This window comes from Pseudonocardia oceanicola (assembly GCF_047200735.1).
GTDB lineage: Bacteria > Actinomycetota > Actinomycetes > Mycobacteriales > Pseudonocardiaceae > Pseudonocardia.
This window is the reverse complement of sequence record NZ_JBJZON010000006.1, coordinates 109,162-126,395: the sequence shown is the minus strand read 5'-3', so window position 1 is coordinate 126,395 and position 17,234 is coordinate 109,162. Positions and strand designations below refer to the sequence as shown.

Genomic DNA, 17,234 nt, shown 5'->3' with positions numbered 1-17,234 from the left:
TCATCCCCTGCCCGCCAGCATCTCGACGACGCTGCGGCCGGCTTCCGTGCCCTCCCGGGCCTTGAGCGCCCACCCGCTCCACCGCGCGGCGCCACGGGCGGGCTCGGACCAGGGCGCGCAGTACACGAGCCGGGTGCCGCCGGTGGTGAGCCAGCGGTAGATCAGGCGCACCTCCTCGGGCGGGGCGCCGTGCAGCGGGCCCTCGCCCGGCAGGATCGTCTGCGCCCCGGCCCGCAGCGCCTCCACCACCGGCATCGGCCGGACGCCGCGGCGCGCGACGTCCGCCGCCGCGAGCTGCCCGTACCGGACCACGGCGAGCTCCCAGCCGCCGCGCCCGTCCGGCCGCGCACCGACGAGCTCGGGCTGCGCGGCCAGCTCGGCCAGCGTCTGCCGCCGCTCGAGGGCGGAGATCAGCGCGGCCAGCCGGTCCCGGTCGCCCGCCGCCTCCTCGAACCGCTCCTTGTCCGCCAGTTCGTCGACGCCGCGCGCGAGCTGGTGCAGCGGGTCGTCGCTCGCCCCGTGGACCAGCGCCCGCAGCGAGTCGACGGCGGGGGCGTACTCCTCCGGTGTCTGCAGACCTGCGCACGGTGCCCCGCACCTGCCCAGCTCGTGCAGCATGCACGGTGACGCCGAGGGGGCGCGGGCGGGGATCCGTTGCGTGCACCGCCGCAGCGGAACGGCGTCGAGCAGGGTGTCCAGGGCCGCGGTGGCGGAGCGGTGCGAGGCGAACGGGCCCAGCGCCCCCTCGCGCGCCGCGGTGACCACCGACAGCCGGGGGAAGGCCTCCGCCGTCGGCGCCACCCACCAGGTGCGCCCGGGGTTGCGCGAGCGGCGGTTGTACTTGGGTTTGTGCGCCGCGAGCAGCCGCAGTTCCCGGACGCCCGCCTCGAGCGCGTGGGCACAGACCACCGAGTCCACCCGCTCGGCCAGCGCCACCATGTCCCGGATCCGGCGCCGCCGCTCGCCCGCCGTGAAGTAGCTGCGCACCCGCCGTCGCAGATCCCCGCTGGTGCCGACGTAGAGCACCTCCTCGCGTGGACCGCGGAACAGGTACACGCCGGGCGCGGACGGCACCGTCTCGGCGAGGTGCCGCTGCTGCCGCTGGCGCTGGGTCGGCCGGTGCGCAGACGCCTCGCGGGTGAGCGCGAGCAACTCCTCCAGGCTCTGCACGCCCAGGTTCCCGACCCGCTCGAGGAGGTGGTGCAGCACCTCGACGGTGGCCCGCGCGTCGGACAACGCCCGGTGGTTCGGCTGAGTCCGGGTGCTGAAGTGCCGGGCGAGCGCGCCGAGCCGCACGCTCGGGCACTCCTCACGGGGGAGGACCGCCCGGGCGAGCCGCGCGGTGCACAGGACCGGCGGCCGCGGCCACACCTGCCCGTGCCGCTCGCAGGCCGAGCGGAGGAACCCTGAGTCGAACGGGGCGTTGTGCGCCACCAGGACGGCTCCGGTGAGGAACTCCAGCAGTGACGGCAGCACGGCGGGCAGTCGCGGTGCGGTGCGGACCATCGCGGTGGTGATGCCGGTGAGCGCCACGATGTTCGGCGGGATGCCGCTGCCGGGGTTGACGAGCGTGCCGAGCTCGCCCAGCACCTCGCCGCCGCGCACCTTGACGGCCCCGACCTCGGTGATCCCGTCCCGGTCGTGGCTCCCGCCCGTGGTCTCGAGGTCGAGCACGACGAACGTCACCTCGCGCAGCGGGGTGCCGAGCTCGTCGAACGAGAGCTGGGGAGCGGTCACGCGGCGAACGCTAGTTCGAACCCCCGACATTTCCTCGCACGCCCGTTCGACGCGTGTCGCGGGGGAGGGCGCGGACGGGTGCGTCGCGGCCGAATCCGTGGCCGCCCGTCCGGATCGGGGATAACCTTGACCGATGTACCCGGAGGACGCCGCGCACGAGCACCCGCAGGGTGCGGCGGGGTCCTCCGGAGGTGCCGCGGACCTCGACTGGGACCTCCTCCCGGACCCCGTCCGGCACCGGCTCGCCGAGGTCGCCGGCACCGCGCTCGCCGGCCTCCCGCCCGCGGAGGTGCCCGCCGCGCTGCGCCCGTTCGCCCGGTTCACCCCGGCCAAGCGCGCCCGCCTGGGCGGGGCCAAGCTGGTGCGCGAGCTGCGGGACGACGCGAGCTTCCGCACCGCCGTCGTCGCCTGGTGGGAGGAGAACCGGCCGGGTGAGCTCGCCGCCGGGCCCGACGAGCCGCTCACCGCCGCGGCGGCCGCCGTGCTCACCGGCGCGCCCGGCGCCCGGGGCGCCGTCGCGTCCGTCGCCCGCCGTGGGGACGCGGCCGAGGCCAGGGCCGAGCGCGACGAGGCCCTGTCCCGGGCGGACAAGCTGACCGTCGAGGTCGAGCGGCTGCGCGCCGAGCTGACCGAGGCCCGCGACCAGGCCCGGGAGGCCGCCGCGCAGCGCGAGCAGGAGGTCGCGCGGCTGCGCCGCAAGGTGTCCGAGCAGGGCACGAAGCTGCGGTTCGCGCTCGACAGCCGGAGCGAGCTGGAGGCCGAGGTCGCCCGGCTGCGGGCGGGGGTCGACGACCGGCTGGCCGAGGTGATCGCGGAACGGGACCGCGAGCGCGAGCGCGCCGAGGAGGAGCGCCGCCACGCCCGGCGCGCCCAGGCGGAGGTCGCGGCCGCGCGGCAGGCGGCCAAGGAGGCCCGGCAGGGCGACGAGGTGCGGCTCGGGCTGTTGCTCGAGACCCTCGGCGGCGCCGTGCAGGGGCTGCGCCGGGAGCTGTCCCTCGGCGGCGGTGGGCCCCGCCCCGCGGATCTCGTGGCCGGCCCGGGTGGCGTCCGGGGCGCCCCCGTCGCCAACCTCGCGATGCTCGACGGGCTGCTGGCCCTGCCCGCCGCCCACCTGATCGTCGACGGCTACAACGTCAGCAAGACCGGCTACCCCGAGCTGCCCCTGGCGGACCAGCGGACCCGGCTGGTCGGCCAGCTCGGCGCGCTCGCGGCACGCACCGGCGTCGAGGTCACCGTGGTGTTCGACGGGGCCGCGGTCACCGCGGCCCAGACCCGTGGCGCCCGGGGGGTGCGGGTGTTGTTCAGCGACCCGGGCGTGATCGCCGACGACGTCATCCGCGATCTCGTCGCCGCCGAGCCCCAGGGCAGGCCGCTGCTCGTCGCCTCCTCGGACCGCGAGGTCGCCGCCTCGGTGCGCCGGCGCGGGGCGCACGCGGTGCCCTCCTCGTTGCTGCTCGGCCGCCTCCGTTCCTGAGGGATCCGCTGGTCACGGCCGGTTCTCCGGAAACTGTCGGTGCCGCTCCGTACGGTGCGCCCGACGAGATCACCGGAGGCGAGGAGCGACACGATGATCGTCGACTGCGACGGCTGCGAGGTCCGGGGGCGGTCCTGCGGGGACTGCGCGATCGGGGTCCTGCTGGGCGTGCCCGAGGTGCCGGAGGCGGGGCCCCCGGCCGCAGAGGCGGGCCTGCTCGACGCGGTGGGGTCGATCGCCGGGGACGGTGAGGACCTGCCGCCCGGCGCGCCACGGGTGCAGCTCGCCGCAGCCGAGCGGCAGGCGTTGGCCGTGCTGGCCGATCAGGGACTGCTGCCGCGGTTGCGCTTGGTCCCCACCCGGCCCCGCACCGTCACCGACATCGGGGGCCAGCCCGCCGATCGCCGCAACGCTGTGTAGCGAAGTGCCGCACCGATCGCGTCGGACGGCCACGATGGGCGACGAGAGGGCGGACGACCGTTCACAGCACGGCTCGCGTCGCGGGTCTGGACGAGTGAATCACACACTCGTAATCTCGCCGCGACCTCGCGTCGAGCGGCCGTCGTCCCCAGGGCGGCCCGTGGGGTCACCGCCGCGGCGCCCCTCCGGCGCCCCGCCGCCCGGGACCCCCGACCCGGGCGGACGCGGCGGGGCGAGGAGGGAGTCGCGTCCGCGTGCTGTCGCCCGGAGAGCGGAGGACCCGGCTGGCCGGAGCGGCCCGGGCGGCCGTGTCGGTCGCACTGGTCGCGGCGGCCGTCGTCGCGCTCCCGGCCGGCACCGCGGCCGCCGACCCGATCCTGCCCGGGCTCCCCGGGGTGCCCGCTCCGGCGCACCCGAGCCCCGCTCCCGCGGGCCCTGCCGCGGTCGAGGACCCGGCCGCTCCCGCGGACCCCGCCGCAGCCGGGGTGCAGATCCCGGTCGCGCCCGGGGCCCGATCGCCCGCGCCGGAGCCGCGCACACCGGAGGAGGCGCGGCAGCGGCTCACCGACGTGCGTCGCGAGGCGGAGGTCCTCACCGAGCAGTGGCACGCCGCCACGGACGAGTTCACCGCGGCGCAGGGCGAGGCCGACCGGCTCCGCGACGCCGTGGAACCGCTGCGCGCCGTCGCGGACGGCGCCCGCCGCGACGAGGAGAGCTACCGGGCCACACTCGACGGGGTCGCGCTGTCGTTCTTCGAGAACGGGCGGCTGGACCAGTTCAACGCCCTGCTCGTCAGCTCCTCGCCGCAGGCCTATCTGGACCAGATGTCGGCGCTCGAGACGCTGACGGCCGATCGACTCGTCGCGCTCGACGAGCTGAGGGAGAAGGTCGACCACGCCGCGCGCAGCCAGGCCGAGGCCGACGACGCGACGCTGCGCGCCCAGCGGGCCGCCGACGACGCCCGGCAGGCCGCGGACGAGATCGGTGTGCGCAAGGCCGAGGCCGAGAAGCGCATCGGCGAGGTGGAGGCCCTGCTGCGCCGGCTGAGCCCGGACGAGATCGCGGCGCTCAACGGCCCGGCCGAGGACGCACCGGACGTCCTGCTGGGCACCGGCGTCGGTGCCGACGCGCTGCGGGCGGCGGCGACGAAGCTGGGTCGGCCCTACGTCTGGGGGGCGAGCGGGCCGCGGTCGTTCGACTGCTCGGGACTGACCTCCTGGGCGTTCAGGCAGGCCGGGATCACGTTGCCGCGGTCCAGCAGCGCGCAGGCCCGGGTCGGCACCCCCGTCTCCTGGGACGAGATGCAACCCGGCGACCTCGTCTTCTACTACACGCCCGTGAGCCACGTCGGCATCTACGCCGGCGGCGGCACGATGATCAACGCGCCGCAGAGCGGCGACGTCGTCAAGTACCAGACGGTCTCGCGCAGCGCGTTCACCGGCGCCCGCCGCATCTGATCCCGTCCGCTCCCCGCGCCGCCGCGGAGCCACCCGGGATCCCGGCGGGCCCCGCGGTCGGGCCCGATAGGTTCGCCCCGTGGCCCGCACGCTCCTCGTCACGAACGACTTCCCGCCCCGCCGGGGCGGCATCCAGAACTACCTGCGGACCCTCGCCGACCGGCTGCCGCCCGGGGAGCTGGCCGTCTACGCCCCGGCGTGGGAGGGCGCGGCCGCCTTCGACGCCGGTCTCGGCTACCCCGTCCACCGACACCCGACCTCGCTGATGCTGCCGGTGCCCGCGGTCGCCCGGCGAGCGGCCGGGTACGCCCGGGAGCACGGCGCCACCACCGTCTGGTTCGGCGCGGCGGCACCACTGGCGCTGCTCGGCCCCGGCCTGCGCCGCGCCGCCGGCGTCCGGCGGGTGGTGGCCAGCACGCACGGGCACGAGGTCGGCTGGTCGATGCTGCCCGGCGCGCGGCAGGCGTTGCGCCGCATCGGTGACGACGCCGACGTCGTCACCGTGGTGTCGCGCTACACCCGGGGGCGGTTCGCCTCGGCGTTCGGGCCGGGGGCGGCGCTCGAACACCTGCCGCCGGCGGTCGACACCGCGGTCTTCCGGCCGGATCCGGCCGCTCGCACCGCGCTGCGGGCCCGGTACGGGCTGGGGGAGGCGCCCGTCGTGACCTGCCTGTCGCGGCTCGTGGCGCGCAAGGGGCAGGATGCGCTGATCGCGGCCCTCGCGCCGCTGCGCGAGCGGGTTCCGGGCGCCCGGCTGCTGATCGTCGGCGACGGGCCGGACCGGGATCGGCTGCCGCGGCTGGCGCAGCGGCACGGGGTGGGCGGGCACGTCGTGTTCACGGGGGCGATCCCGGCGGAGGAGCTCGCCGCGCACCAGGCGGTCGGCGACGCGTTCGCATTGCCGTGTCGGACCCGCGGGGGCGGGCTCGACGTCGAGGGCCTCGGCATCGTGCTGCTCGAGGCGTCCGCGTGCGGCGTGCCGGTCGTGGCGGGGAACAGCGGCGGGGCACCGGAGACGGTGCGCGAGGGCGAGACCGGGCACGTCGTCGACGGCCGGGACCGGGCTGCGCTGGTCGAGGCCCTCGCCGACCTGCTCGCCGACCCCGGCCGCGCCCGGAAGATGGGTGCGGCCGGGCGGGCGTGGATGGAGGAGGAGTGGACCCTCCCCACCCAGGTCACCCGCCTGCAGGCCTTCCTCGCCGGCGCGCCCCGGGAGAACGTGCCCTGAGCAACCCCACGCACTCGGGAACCACAACGCGCGCCGGCGGCCCACGAATGCGCGTTCTGGAACCATGATGCGCGCCAGCGAGCCACGAACGCGCGTGATGGAGCCATCATGCGCGCCAGCGGGCACGACACCGGTCGGCCCGCGTCGGTTCAGGCGGGTTGCGGGGTCTCGGCAGGGGTGTAGATGGCGGCGATCTCGCCGGCGTACTGCTGCGCCACCACCGCGCGCTTCACCTTCAGCGTGGGTGTGAGCTGCCCGCCCGCCTCGGAGAAGTCGGCGGGCAGGACGCGGAACCTGCGGATCCGCTCCGCCCGCGACACCGCCTGGTTGGCCTCCTCGACGGCGGCCGCGATCTCGCCGCGCAGCTCGGGGTCATCGACCAGGTCGGCGGCGGAGGCCGGGTCGCCGTCCGTGGACTTGCCGTTGCGCTCGCGCCAGCCCGGCAACGCCTCGGGGTCGATCGTGACCAGCGCGCCGATGAAGGGCTTGCCGTCGCCCACGACCATGCACTGTCCGACCAGCGGGTTCGCCCGCAGCCGGTCCTCCAGCACCGCGGGGGCGACGTTCTTGCCGCCCGCGGTGACCAGGATCTCCTTCTTGCGACCGGTGATCGTGAGGTAGCCGGCGTCGTCGAGCTCACCGAGGTCCCCGCTGTGGAGCCAGCCGCCGTCGAGCGCCTCGGCGGTGGCCTTCTCGTTCTGCCAGTACCCGCGGAAGACGATGTCGCCGCGCAGCAGGATCTCGCCGTCGTCGGCGATCCGGACGGCGTGGCCCGGGACCGGCCGGCCGACGGTCCCGACCCGCTGCGCCGACAGCGCGTTCACGGTGATGCCCGCCGTGGTCTCGGTGAGGCCGTAGCCCTCGAGGATCGGCAGCCCGATGCCGCGGAAGAAGTGCCCGAGACGCTCGCCGAGCGGGGCGCTGCCGGACACCGCGGCGACCACCCGCCCGCCGGTCGCGGCGCGCAGCTTGCCGTAGACGAGCTTGTCGAACACCGCGTGCCCGATCTTCAGTCCGAGCCCGGGCCCGCCGGTGTCCTGCGCCTTCGACCACGCGATCGCGGTGTCCGCGGCGGCGTCGAAGATCCGGCCCTTGCCCTCGTCGTGCGCCTTCTGCCGGGCGCCGTTGTAGACCTTCTCGAACACCCGGGGTACGGCGAGCAGGAAGGTCGGGCGGAAGCTCTGCAGGTCCGCCAGCAGGTTCTTGGTGTCCGGGGTGTGCCCGATGACGGTGCGCGAGGCGATCGCGCCGCATTGGATGACCTTGCCGAAGACGTGTGCCAGCGGCAGGAACAGCAGCACCGAACCGGTGTCGGTGAGCAGCTCGGACAGCACCGCGCGGGTGGCGGCGATCTCGGTCAGCAGGTTGCGGTGGGTCAGCTCGCAGCCCTTGGGCCGCCCGGTGGTCCCGGAGGTGTAGATCAGCGTGGCCAGGTCGTCCGCCCCGACCGCCCGGCGGCGCTCGTGGACCTGCTCGTCGGCGAGTTCCTTGCCCGCGGCCACGAGCTCGTCGACCGCGCCGGAGGCGATCTCCTCGACGAACCGCACCGGGACGCCCGCCCGGGCGACCAGCGCCGCGTGCTCCGCGGTCTCGACCACGATCCCGACCGCACCCGAGTCGGAGAGGATCCACTCGATCTGCGAGGCCGACGAGGTCTCGTAGATCGGCACCGTGACCCCGCCGGCGGCGAGGATCGCGTAGTCGAGGAGCGTCCACTCGTAGCGGGTCCGGGACAGCAGCGCGACGCGGTCGCCCCGCCCGACCCCGGACGCGATCAGCCCCCGCGCGACGGCGGTGACCTGCGCGGCGAACTCGGCGGCGGTGACGTCCCGCCAGCCGCCGGCCTCCTGGACCCGCAGCAGCGTGGCCCTCGGGATCTCGGCCTCGTTCGCGTAGACGGCGTCGAGGAGGTTCTCCTGCGCGCCGACCGTGACGGTCGCCGGGACGCTGTACTCACGCACGATCCTGACCTCCTGGCCGGCGTCGACAGGGTTACTCGTGAGGAAAGATAGCGCGTCCCGCCCCGGACCGGCAGGCACGGCGTGTCCGGGTTGTCCGCTTCGCCCCGACGGTCCCGCCGCGGCGCTCGGCGGGTCCGGCGACGGTCCCGTGGCCCGGGACGGGAGGATCGACGCGGAGACCGACCGGCGGAGGAGGTGCCCGGTGCCCACTGTGGACGTGGTGGACGAGGCATTCCTGGCGGTGCCGCGGGCGCGCGTCGCGGTCGAGTTCGCCGACCCCCGCACGTGGCCGGCGCTCTGGCCGGACCTGCGGCTGGAGCTGGTCGCCGACCGGGGCGACGAGGGCGTGCGGTGGACCGTCGGAGGCGCGCTCACCGGGAGCATGGAGGTGTGGCTGGAGGCCGTGCTCGACGGCACCGTCGTCCACTACTACCTGCGCGCCGACCCCACCGGGCCCGGCGGCCTGCCGACGACCTGGCCCCGCCGCCGCGCCACCGCCGAGTCCCAGCGCCGGCAGCGTGCCGCGAAGCGGATCGCGTTCGCGCTCAAGGCGAGGCTGGAGGCGGGCCGGGCCCCGGGGGAACCTCCTGCCGGCGGAGCCGGCACGGCGGAGCTGACGTAGCGTCTGCAGATCATGCGGGTGCATGTGGTCTCCGACGTGCACGGCAACGTGGAGGCCCTGGCCAGGGCGGCCGACGGCGCCGACGCCGTGTTCGTGCTCGGCGACCTGATCGACTTCGTGGACTACCGGAACCCGGAGGGCGGCATCCTCGGGCGGGTCCTGGGCGCCGAGGTGAGCCGCCGGTTCGGCGAGGTGCGCCGCGCGGGCGGGCCGGGCGAGCTGCGGGAGTTCGCGCGGCGGGCGTGGTCGCGCATCCCCGATCCGGCCGCCGTGGTCGAGGAGGCGATCGCCGAGCAGTACGAGGCGATGTTCCCGGTCCTGCCCGATCCGACCTGGGCGATCCCGGGCAACGTCGACGTCCCCGACCTCTGGCCCACGCACGTCCGGCCGGGCACCCGAGTTCCCGACGGCGAGGTCGTCGAGATCGGCGGGCTGCGCGTCGGCTTCGTGGGCGGGGTGCCGCTGCCGCCCGGCCTCCCGCCGCGCACGGGCGGCCCGTGGCGCCCCCACCTCGTCGCGTCCGAGGACTATCTCGCGGCGGTCGGCACGCTCAGCGACGTCGAGCTGCTGTGCACGCACGCCCCGCCCGCGGTGCCCGCCCTGTTCTACGACGTCGTCACCGCGCGGCGCGAGCTGCCCGGGCAGGGCCTGGTGGAGCTGATCGAGCGGGACCGGCCGCGGGCCGCGCTGTTCGGGCACGTCCACCAGCCGCTGGCGCAGCGGGCGCGGCTGGGGCGCACCGAGTGCGTCAACGTCGGGCACTTCCGCACGACGGGCGAGCCGTACGTGCTGCGCTGGTGATCGGCCGGGTACGGTGCGCGTCATGGCCGACGCGACGACGTCCTCGATCACCATCGACGCCGACCCCGACACGGTCATGGCGGTGATCGCGGACTTCGAGGCCTACCCGGAGTGGGCGGACCAGGTGAAGACGGTCGAGATCCTCGAGAAGGGCGCGGGCCCGGAGCCCGCCCGCGCCGAGCGCGTCCGGTTCTCCATGGACGCCGGCCCGATCAAGGACACCTACACCCTCGACTACGACTGGGCGCCCGACGGCCGCTCGGTGAGCTGGACGCTGGTCAAGGGGCAGATGCAGAAGGCGCAGAACGGCTCGTACATACTGGAGTCCGCGGGTGGCGCGCCGACCACGGTGACCTACAGCCTCGCCGTCGACCTGAACATCCCGATGATCGGTATGTTGCGCCGCAAGGCCGAGAAAGTGATCATCGACACCGCGCTGAAGGGGTTGAAGCGCCGAGTGGAGAGCCGCTCCTGAGCGCACGCCCCGTGGCGGCTACGCTGCCGCGCGTGCGGGTCGTGCTGTTCACCGGCAAGGGGGGCGTCGGGAAGACGACGCTCGCCGCGGCCACGGCCGTCCGCCTCGCCCGGTCCGGGCGCAAGACCCTGGTGGTCTCCACCGATCCCGCACACTCCCTCGGCGACGCGCTCGGCGAGCCGCTCGACGGCACCACCGAGACCGAACCCGCCGAGCTGGGCGGCGGGCTGTTCGCCGCGCACGTCGACACCCGCGTGCTGCTCGACGACACGTGGGCCGAGCTGCAGGGACATCTGCGCACGCTGCTCGCCGGGGCCGGGATCGACGAGCTGCTGGCCGACGAGCTGACCGTGCTGCCCGGCGTCGAGGACCTCCTCGCGCTGGCCGAGGTGCACCGGCTCGCCACGTCCGGGCTGTGGGAGGTGGTGGTGGTCGACTGCGGTCCCACCGCGGAGACGCTGCGCCTGCTCGGCCTGCCCGAGGCGCTCTCCGGGTACCTGGAGCGGCTGTTCCCGGCGCACCGCCGGGCCGTCCGTGGGATGATCGCCGGACTGGCCGGCGGACGGGCCGGCGCCGAGCACGCCGGGGGCTGGGACCGCACGGTCGACGCCCTCGACCGGCTCGCCGCCCAGCTCGTCGGGCTGCGCGCCCTGTTGGCCGACCGCGAGGAGACCTCGATCCGCCTGGTCCTGACGCCCGAGCGGGTCGTCGCCGCGGAGACCCGCCGCACCCTGACCGCGCTGGCCCTGCACGACCTGCAGGTCGACGGCCTGGTCGTCAACCGGGTCATGCCCGCGCCGCCGCCGTCGTTGCGCGGCCCGACGGCGCGCTGGTTGCGCGAGCGGCACACCGAGCAGCAGGCCGTGCTGGCCGAGGTGCGTGCGGAGTGCGGCGACGCCGTCCCGCTCGTGACCGTGCCGTACGCCGCGGCCGAGCCGACGGGGGTGGCGGCGCTGGACGTGCTCGCCGCCGACCTGTACGGCGGGGCGGACCCCGTCGCGCCCGCCCCGGCCGCGGGACCGGCGCTGCGCGTCGAGCGCACCGCGGGCAGCGGCACCTCGGGGGACTCGGAGTTCGAGCTGTCCCTGCGCCTGCCCGGCGCGGCCGACGGTCCGCTGGACCTCACCCGGGTCGGGGACGAGCTGGTGGTCACCCTGGGCGCCACACGCCGTCGGGTCAGTCTGCCCGCCGTGCTGCGCCGCTGCGAGGTCACCGCGGCCCGGCTCGTGGGCGACGGTCACGCGACGGAGCTGGTCGTGGTGTTCGCGCCGGATCCGGCGGTCTGGATGCAGCGGTGAGGGGCCGGCAGCGGTGAGCTGCACCCACTCCGACACCCTCACCCGCGAGCTGCGGGCCCTCGCCCTTGCCGTGCTCGACCGGGTCGGTCCGCTGGTCGACGCCGCCCGCACGGGCGAGCGAGGGGTGCGTCCGACCGCGTCGAGCTGTGCGTCCTGCCCGGTCTGCGCCCTGCTGGCGTTGCTGCGCGGGGAGCGCCCGGAGCTGGCCGCGCGGCTGGCCGAGCACGCCTCGGGACTGCTGACGGTGCTGCGGGCGTTGACCGAGGAGCTGCCGGACCCGCCGGCGGAGGGCACGGCCGGCGGTGCGGGGCGTCGACCCGGGGAGGCGAGCGGACAGGGCGCGACCCCTGAGGGACCGGACGACCTCCGCGGCGGCGGTGACGAGCGGCGACGGGCCCGACCCGAGCCGGCCCGGCGGGTCCAGCACATCCGCGTGGTGCGGGCCTGACGTGTTGACGGTCGGCGTGGACGTCGGGGGGACCAGCGTGCGGGCCGGGGTCGTCGACCCCGAGGGCGGGGTCATCGACAGCGCGAGCGCCGCGACGCCCAGGAGCGACGAGGCCCTCGAAGCGGCCGTCGCCTCCTGCGTGGGCGAGCTCGCCCACCGGCACCGGGTGTCGGCGGTGGGCCTGGCGCTGGCCGGGTTCATCGACGCCGACCGGGGCCTGGTCCGGTTCGCGCCGCACCTGTCGTGGCGGGACGCACCGGTGGCCGACCGGATGCGCGCGCGTCTCGGCGTGCCGGTCGTCGTCGAGCACGACGCCAACGCCGCGGCCCTGGCCGAGCGCCGCTACGGGGCCGCCGCCGGCGCGTCGAGTGTGGTGTTCCTGGCCCTCGGCACCGGCATCGGCGGCGCGCTGCTGCTCGACGGTGTGCCGTTCCGCGGCGCGTTCGGGGTGGCCCCGGAGTTCGGGCACGTCCGCGTGGTGCCCCGCGGCCGCCCGTGCGAGTGCGGCAAGCGCGGCTGCTGGGAGCGCTACTGCAGCGGCACCGCGCTGGCCACCACGGCGTTGGAGATGCTCGCCGACCCCGACGCGACGACGTCGGTGTTGTACCGGGAGGCCGCGCGGGACCCGGGCCGGATCACCGGTCAGCGGGTGGCCGCCGCGGCGCGGGACGGGGACCGGCTGGCCCGGCGCGCAATGGCGGACATGGGCCGGTGGCTGGGGGAGGGCCTGTCGCTGATCGCCGACGTCCTCGACCCCGAGCTGGTGGTGGTCGGCGGCGGCGTCTCGGTGTCCGCGCCGCTGTTCCTCGACGAGGCCCGCGAGCACTACGCCCGCATCGTCACCGGGGCGGGCAACCGGCCGCTGGCGCGCATCCGCACCGCGCAGCTCGGCTCCGCGGCCGCGGTGGTCGGGGCGGCCGAGCTGGCCCGCGAGGCGGTCCTGACGGGCGGGGCGGCCCGCTAGGCCGGCGATCCTCGGTCGCTGGAGCAGAAGCAGGTCGGCGACTCGTCGGAACGGCGTGGGCGATGGGGTGCTGTGAGGATGGGCGCGTGACGTCCGAGCCACCGTTGTTGCTCGCGCTCGATCTGGCCGGCACCTTCGTGTTCGGCCTCAACGGCGCACTGACCGCGGTGCGCACGGCACGGCTCGACATCGTCGGCGTCCTGGCCCTCGCGGTGATCACCGCGCTGGGCGGCGGGATCACCCGCGACGTGCTGATCGGTGCGATACCTCCGGCCGCCTTCGACGACTGGCGCTACCTCGCGCTCGCCGTGGGCGGCGGCGTGGTCGCGTTCGCGCTGAGCCGGTGGCTGGACCGGCTGGAGACGCCGATCGTCCTGCTCGACGCCGTCGGGTTGAGCGTGTTCGCGGTGATCGGCACCGTCAAGGCCCTGGAGTTCGGCCTCGGCCTCGGCCCGGCCATCCTGCTCGGTGCGGTCAGCGCCGTGGGCGGCGGCACGATCCGCGACGTCCTGATCCGGCAGATCCCGTCGGTGCTGCACTCGGACCTGTACGCGATCCCGGCGCTGGTCGCGGCCGCCCTCACCGCCGCCGCCGTGCGCACGGGGATCTACGGGCTACCCGCGGCCCTGGGGGCCGCGGCGGTCTGTTTCGCCATCAGGATGATCGGAGTCCGGTTCCACCTGCACGCCCCGGGGCCGCCCGGCGCGGGCCGGTTCCACGACCGTCACGGCCACCCACGCGACGAGGCCCGCGACGACCGGCGCGACGACGACTCCTGAGCTACCCGGCCGACCGGGCCGACGCGGCGACGAGTACCGGTGCCGAGGTGGGCTGGGTGATCGGGGCGGAGCCCGGCGAGGGGGCCGACCGCCGTCGTCGGCGCTCGAGCCTGCGGTCCGACAGGCCCGCCGCTCGCCGTGACCTAGACGGTCCCCTCGTCGTCGTACGGGTCGGCGTCCTCGTCGGCGGGCTGCCAGAGCCGCATCAACAGCCAGGTCAGGCCGCCGGCGATGGCGACGAGGCCGAGCGGGAGCCCGTAGACCGAGGACATCCCGATCCACCGTGGAGCCGCGACCAGCACGATCCCGAGCACCACCAGGACCAGACCGACGCCCACGGCGGCGCCGACCCGGGGCAGCGGCGGCGGCTCCGGCGGGACGTAGTGCTCCTCCGGGTCCAGCCGGGGATCGATCTCGGGCGCCGGCGGGGGAGCGGCAGCCGCGCCGTCCGCCGGGCCGCCCGGCCAGTGCGGAACGGTGCCCTCCGCCTTCCACGAGGCCACGACCTGCTCGAAGGGGTCCGGATCGGAGCGCCGCCCCTCCCGGCCCGGGTCGCCCGGCACACCCTCCGGCTCGCCCGTGCTCATGCTCGCGGCCTCCTCGGGGTCTGCGGGGACAGACCCGTGCATCCTGACACGGATGCGCCCGCGAGGGCGCCGGGAGTCCCCTTGTTGTCGCATCGACACGGCGCTCCGTAGGCTTGGGCTCCCTTGCGGTGAGGAGGCCCTGCCCGGTGCTGTACTGGTGGTCGAAGTACGTCCTGCTCGGCCCGTTGCTCCGGTTGTACTGCCGCCCCACCATCGAGGGCCTGGAGCACATCCCCACCTCGGGTGCCGCGATCCTCGCGAGCAACCACCTGGCGGTGGCCGACTCCTTCCTGCTGCCCCTGCAGGTGCCGCGCCGGATCACGTTCCTGGCCAAGCGCGAGTACTTCACCGAGCCGGGGCTCAAGGGCTTCGTCAAGAAGCAGTTCTTCAGCGGGGTCGGGCAGGTCCCGGTCGACCGGTCCGGCGGCAACGCGGCGCAGGCGGCCATGGACACCGCCGTCCGGCTGCTGCGCGAGGGCAACCTGCTCGGCATCTACCCGGAGGGCACCCGCAGCCCGGACGGACGGCTCTACAAGGGCAAGACGGGCGTCGCCCGGATGGCGCTCGAGGCGGCCGTCCCGGTCGTCCCCGTCGCCATGATCGGCACGGACAAGGTCAACCCGATCGGCTCGACGATGTGGCGGCCCGGCCACGTGCACGTCAAGGTCGGGGAGCCCCTGGACTTCTCGCGCTACGAGGGCATGGCCGGGGACCGGTTCATCGAGCGGTCCATGACGGACGAGATCATGTACGCGCTGATGGAGCTCTCCGGACAGACCTACGTGGACCTCTACGCCGCGTCGGTCAAGGAGAAGGCCGCGCTGGCCGAGAAGGAGCAGCAGGGCCGCGCCGCCGCCTGACCGGCGGCCCCGGGGCGACGCCGGCGAGGGAGCTCAACCCGCGGCGACGGCGGCGTTGGCCGCGTCCTGTGCCTGCTGCAGGCCCGGGCCCACGGGCAGCCGGCCGGCGAAGACCTCCCCGAGGATCGGGTCGAAGGCCCGCAGACCGGTGCCGAACTTGGGCCCGAGCGGCGGCTCGATCGTCGCGGTGCCGCCGAGGCTGCCGAAGTAGCCCGTCTCGACGCCGCGCTCGCGCCAGTAGTCGAAGAACTTCTGCTGCGAGCCGATCACCGCCGGCAGCGCGGCGCCCCGCCCGCCGACCGGGTCGGCGCCCGGTTCGGAGCCGATCCAGTCCAGGACCCGTGCCACGGCCTCGGGGTGCGGGCTGCGCGCGTTGCCGGCGGCGATCACGCTGTTGACCACCGACACCCGCCCCGCGGGACCTGCCACCATCGGCGCCACTCCCCACTCGAAGGCGGCGCCGTCGGCGACGTTGCGCAGGTTGTAGGTGCCGGACTGGAACACCGCGAGCCGCTGGTCGAGGAAGGCGTCCCGGCCGTAGTCGGAGTTGACGTTCGTGTCGTCGGCGTCGGGGGCGACGTGGTGGGTGTTGATCAGGTCGACCAGGTACCGGAAGGCCTGCACGGACCGCGGCTCGGCGAAGGCGAAGGTGCCGTCCGGCTTCTGGAACCGGCCGCCGTTCGAGCCGACGAACTCGTAGTACACCGCCTGGAGGTCGCGGCCGGCGTTGAAGCCGTACCGGGCCACCCGGTCGGGGTCGAAGCCGGGCTCGTCGGCGGTGCGCCCGTGGACGTCGACCGTCAGCTTCCGCATCGCCGGCAGGAAGGTGTCCTCGGCCGGGTCGGTGTGCCAGGTCAGGGCGGCGGGGTCGACGCCGGCCTCGGCCAGCATCCGCCGGTTGTAGTAGGTGACGATCCGGCCGTCGGTCAGCGCGGGGACGCCCCACAGCGCCCCGTTGCGGGTGTACTGCTCGACGGCGGCCGGGACCCAGGCCCGCCGCCGGCCGGGCAGCACCCGGTCGACGTCCACGAGCGCGCCGGCGTCGGCGAGCGAGGCGAACCAGGCCGAGTTGAGCCAGAAGACGTCGTCCGCCGTGCCCGAGGCGAGCTGGGTGGTGAGGCTGACGAAGTAGTCGGTGTACGGGACGACGTCGAGGTCCACCCGGATGTCGGGGTGCTGTCGCTCGAACTCGGCGAAGGACGTGCCGTAGGCCTTCGCCACCTGGTCGTCCCAGAGCCGCACGGTGACCGTGGTGACCGGCGCCCTCGGGGGGCCCGCGCAGGCCGCGGCCAGCACGGCGCAGAGCAGCACGACGAACCCCGGGAGCAGGGCGGTGGGGGAGCGGCGCATGGGCTCTCGTTCGCGGGTCGGCGGGTCCTCGGGTAGGTCGTCCCGGACGTCCGGGTCGTGACGCGGCGACCACATCTTCGCTCGACCGGCGTAGTCCCGGCGCACCACCCGCCGTTCGGGCGACGTAGAGTCGCGGCAGGTCCGAAAGGGTTGGCATGCGCTTCTTCTACGACACCGAGTTCATCGAGGACGGCAGGACGATCGATCTCGTCTCGATCGGCATCGTCGGCGAGGACGGGCGCGAGTTCTACGCGGTGTCCACCGAGTTCGACCCGGGGCGGGCCGGCCCCTGGGTACGGGCCAACGTGTTGCCCAAACTGCCCTCGCCGGCCGACAGGGCGTGGCGCTCCCGTGCCACGATCCGTCGCGAGCTGCTCGAGTTCCTCACCGGCGCCCCCGGCGAGGTCGAGCTGTGGGCCTGGATCGCCGCCTACGACCACGTCGCCCTCTGCCAGCTGTGGGGCGCCATGCCCGCGCTGCCCCGGGCCCTGCCGCGGTTCACCCGCGAGCTGCGCCAGCGCTGGGAGGACGCGGGCCGCCCACCGCTGCCGCCGCCCACCTCCGACGCGCACGATGCGCTGGCCGACGCCCGGCTCAACCTGCGCCGCTGGCAGGTGATCGAGACGGCCGTCCCGACGCCCTGACGCCGAGCGGGTGTCGGTCCGGGACGGAGGGAACGAGCGGACAGCGGCCCGGACCGGAGTGCGCCCACACCGGCGGCGACCGGGGGCGGGGTGTGCCGGGAGCGAGGCCCGCGCCCGGACCGCATACCC

The 17,234-nt window shown here is 75.5% G+C and carries 17 protein-coding genes; 13 read left to right on the top strand and 4 right to left on the bottom strand.

Features of this window, described 5'->3' with window-relative positions; translation table 11 throughout:
* Complete coding sequence (locus ACL02T_RS11625) at positions 1-1,767, bottom strand: DEDD exonuclease domain-containing protein (RefSeq protein ID WP_412830664.1); 1,767 nt, start codon at positions 1,765-1,767, stop codon at positions 1-3.
* Between the two features lie 103 nt (positions 1,768-1,870).
* Between ACL02T_RS11625 and ACL02T_RS11620 the strand changes: the two genes are divergently transcribed.
* The 4 genes from ACL02T_RS11620 to ACL02T_RS11605 all read left to right on the top strand — a co-directional run bounded on the left by ACL02T_RS11620 (position 1,871) and on the right by ACL02T_RS11605 (position 6,316).
* Entirely contained in the window at positions 1,871-3,211 is a 1,341-nt protein-coding gene (locus ACL02T_RS11620; protein ID WP_412830663.1) for an NYN domain-containing protein, read from the top strand.
* Between the two features lie 93 nt (positions 3,212-3,304).
* The gene (locus ACL02T_RS11615; RefSeq protein ID WP_412830662.1) at positions 3,305-3,631 is read left to right on the top strand and encodes a hypothetical protein; all 327 of its coding nucleotides are present in this window, start codon (positions 3,305-3,307) and stop codon (positions 3,629-3,631) included.
* A gap of 254 nt (positions 3,632-3,885) precedes the next feature.
* Positions 3,886-5,088, top strand: a complete 1,203-nt coding sequence (locus ACL02T_RS11610) for an NlpC/P60 family protein (protein ID WP_412830661.1) — start codon at positions 3,886-3,888, stop codon at positions 5,086-5,088.
* Positions 5,089-5,167: 79 nt separating this feature from the next.
* A complete protein-coding gene (locus ACL02T_RS11605) occupies positions 5,168-6,316 on the top strand; it encodes a glycosyltransferase family 4 protein (RefSeq protein ID WP_412830660.1) in 1,149 nt (382 codons plus the stop codon).
* A 149-nt stretch (positions 6,317-6,465) separates the two neighbouring features.
* Here the strand turns inward: ACL02T_RS11605 and ACL02T_RS11600 are convergent, their stop codons facing one another.
* On the bottom strand, positions 6,466-8,277 hold the full coding sequence (locus tag ACL02T_RS11600) for an AMP-dependent synthetase/ligase (RefSeq protein ID WP_412830659.1): 1,812 nt from the start codon (positions 8,275-8,277) through the stop codon (positions 6,466-6,468).
* A gap of 202 nt (positions 8,278-8,479) precedes the next feature.
* On the opposite strand from ACL02T_RS11600, the gene ACL02T_RS11595 reads away from it, so the two are divergent.
* From ACL02T_RS11595 to ACL02T_RS11565, 7 genes are all read left to right on the top strand, one after another.
* Positions 8,480-8,899 carry a polyketide cyclase / dehydrase and lipid transport gene (locus ACL02T_RS11595; protein ID WP_412830658.1) on the top strand — a complete coding sequence of 140 codons (420 nt, stop codon included), beginning with the start codon at positions 8,480-8,482 and terminating at the stop codon, positions 8,897-8,899.
* Between the two features lie 12 nt (positions 8,900-8,911).
* Positions 8,912-9,700 carry a metallophosphoesterase family protein gene (locus tag ACL02T_RS11590; RefSeq protein WP_412830657.1) on the top strand — a complete coding sequence of 263 codons (789 nt, stop codon included), beginning with the start codon at positions 8,912-8,914 and terminating at the stop codon, positions 9,698-9,700.
* 22 nt (positions 9,701-9,722) lie between these two features.
* Positions 9,723-10,175 carry an SRPBCC family protein gene (locus ACL02T_RS11585; RefSeq protein ID WP_412830656.1) on the top strand — a complete coding sequence of 151 codons (453 nt, stop codon included), beginning with the start codon at positions 9,723-9,725 and terminating at the stop codon, positions 10,173-10,175.
* A 32-nt stretch (positions 10,176-10,207) separates the two neighbouring features.
* Positions 10,208-11,473, top strand: a complete 1,266-nt coding sequence (locus ACL02T_RS11580) for an ArsA family ATPase (RefSeq protein WP_412830655.1) — start codon at positions 10,208-10,210, stop codon at positions 11,471-11,473.
* A 13-nt stretch (positions 11,474-11,486) separates the two neighbouring features.
* Positions 11,487-11,921 (top strand): hypothetical protein, encoded by a 435-nt coding sequence (locus ACL02T_RS11575; protein ID WP_412830654.1) that lies wholly within the window; start codon positions 11,487-11,489, stop codon positions 11,919-11,921.
* A 1-nt stretch (position 11,922) separates the two neighbouring features.
* Complete coding sequence (locus tag ACL02T_RS11570; RefSeq protein ID WP_412830653.1) at positions 11,923-12,885, top strand: ROK family protein; 963 nt, start codon at positions 11,923-11,925, stop codon at positions 12,883-12,885.
* 86 nt (positions 12,886-12,971) lie between these two features.
* Entirely contained in the window at positions 12,972-13,664 is a 693-nt protein-coding gene (locus tag ACL02T_RS11565) for a trimeric intracellular cation channel family protein (protein ID WP_412830652.1), read from the top strand.
* Between the two features lie 143 nt (positions 13,665-13,807).
* Here ACL02T_RS11565 and ACL02T_RS11560 read toward each other — a convergent pair whose 3' ends face one another.
* Positions 13,808-14,251 (bottom strand): hypothetical protein, encoded by a 444-nt coding sequence (locus ACL02T_RS11560; protein ID WP_412830651.1) that lies wholly within the window; start codon positions 14,249-14,251, stop codon positions 13,808-13,810.
* Between the two features lie 146 nt (positions 14,252-14,397).
* Between ACL02T_RS11560 and ACL02T_RS11555 the strand changes: the two genes are divergently transcribed.
* Positions 14,398-15,111, top strand: a complete 714-nt coding sequence (locus ACL02T_RS11555) for a lysophospholipid acyltransferase family protein (protein ID WP_412830650.1) — start codon at positions 14,398-14,400, stop codon at positions 15,109-15,111.
* A gap of 33 nt (positions 15,112-15,144) precedes the next feature.
* On the opposite strand, the gene ACL02T_RS11550 is transcribed toward ACL02T_RS11555, so the two are convergent.
* On the bottom strand, positions 15,145-16,461 hold the full coding sequence (locus tag ACL02T_RS11550; RefSeq protein WP_412830649.1) for an ABC transporter substrate-binding protein: 1,317 nt from the start codon (positions 16,459-16,461) through the stop codon (positions 15,145-15,147).
* Between the two features lie 155 nt (positions 16,462-16,616).
* Here ACL02T_RS11550 and ACL02T_RS11545 point away from each other — a divergent pair, with 155 nt between their 5' ends.
* Positions 16,617-17,105: a polyadenylate-specific 3'-exoribonuclease AS gene (locus ACL02T_RS11545; protein ID WP_412830648.1), complete on the top strand. Its 489-nt coding sequence runs from the start codon at positions 16,617-16,619 to the stop codon at positions 17,103-17,105.
* Positions 17,106-17,234: the final 129 nt, after the last annotated feature.

Coding starts and splice junctions, on each gene's coding strand:
- ACL02T_RS11625 (WP_412830664.1), bottom strand. CDS start 1,767: ATGTCGGGGGTTCGAACTAGCGTTCGCCGCGTGACCGCTCCCCAGCTC.
- ACL02T_RS11620 (WP_412830663.1), top strand. CDS start 1,871: ATGTACCCGGAGGACGCCGCGCACGAGCACCCGCAGGGTGCGGCGGGG.
- ACL02T_RS11615 (WP_412830662.1), top strand. CDS start 3,305: ATGATCGTCGACTGCGACGGCTGCGAGGTCCGGGGGCGGTCCTGCGGG.
- ACL02T_RS11590 (WP_412830657.1), top strand. CDS start 8,912: ATGCGGGTGCATGTGGTCTCCGACGTGCACGGCAACGTGGAGGCCCTG.
- ACL02T_RS11585 (WP_412830656.1), top strand. CDS start 9,723: ATGGCCGACGCGACGACGTCCTCGATCACCATCGACGCCGACCCCGAC.
- ACL02T_RS11560 (WP_412830651.1), bottom strand. CDS start 14,251: ATGAGCACGGGCGAGCCGGAGGGTGTGCCGGGCGACCCGGGCCGGGAG.
- ACL02T_RS11550 (WP_412830649.1), bottom strand. CDS start 16,461: ATGCGCCGCTCCCCCACCGCCCTGCTCCCGGGGTTCGTCGTGCTGCTC.
- ACL02T_RS11545 (WP_412830648.1), top strand. CDS start 16,617: ATGCGCTTCTTCTACGACACCGAGTTCATCGAGGACGGCAGGACGATC.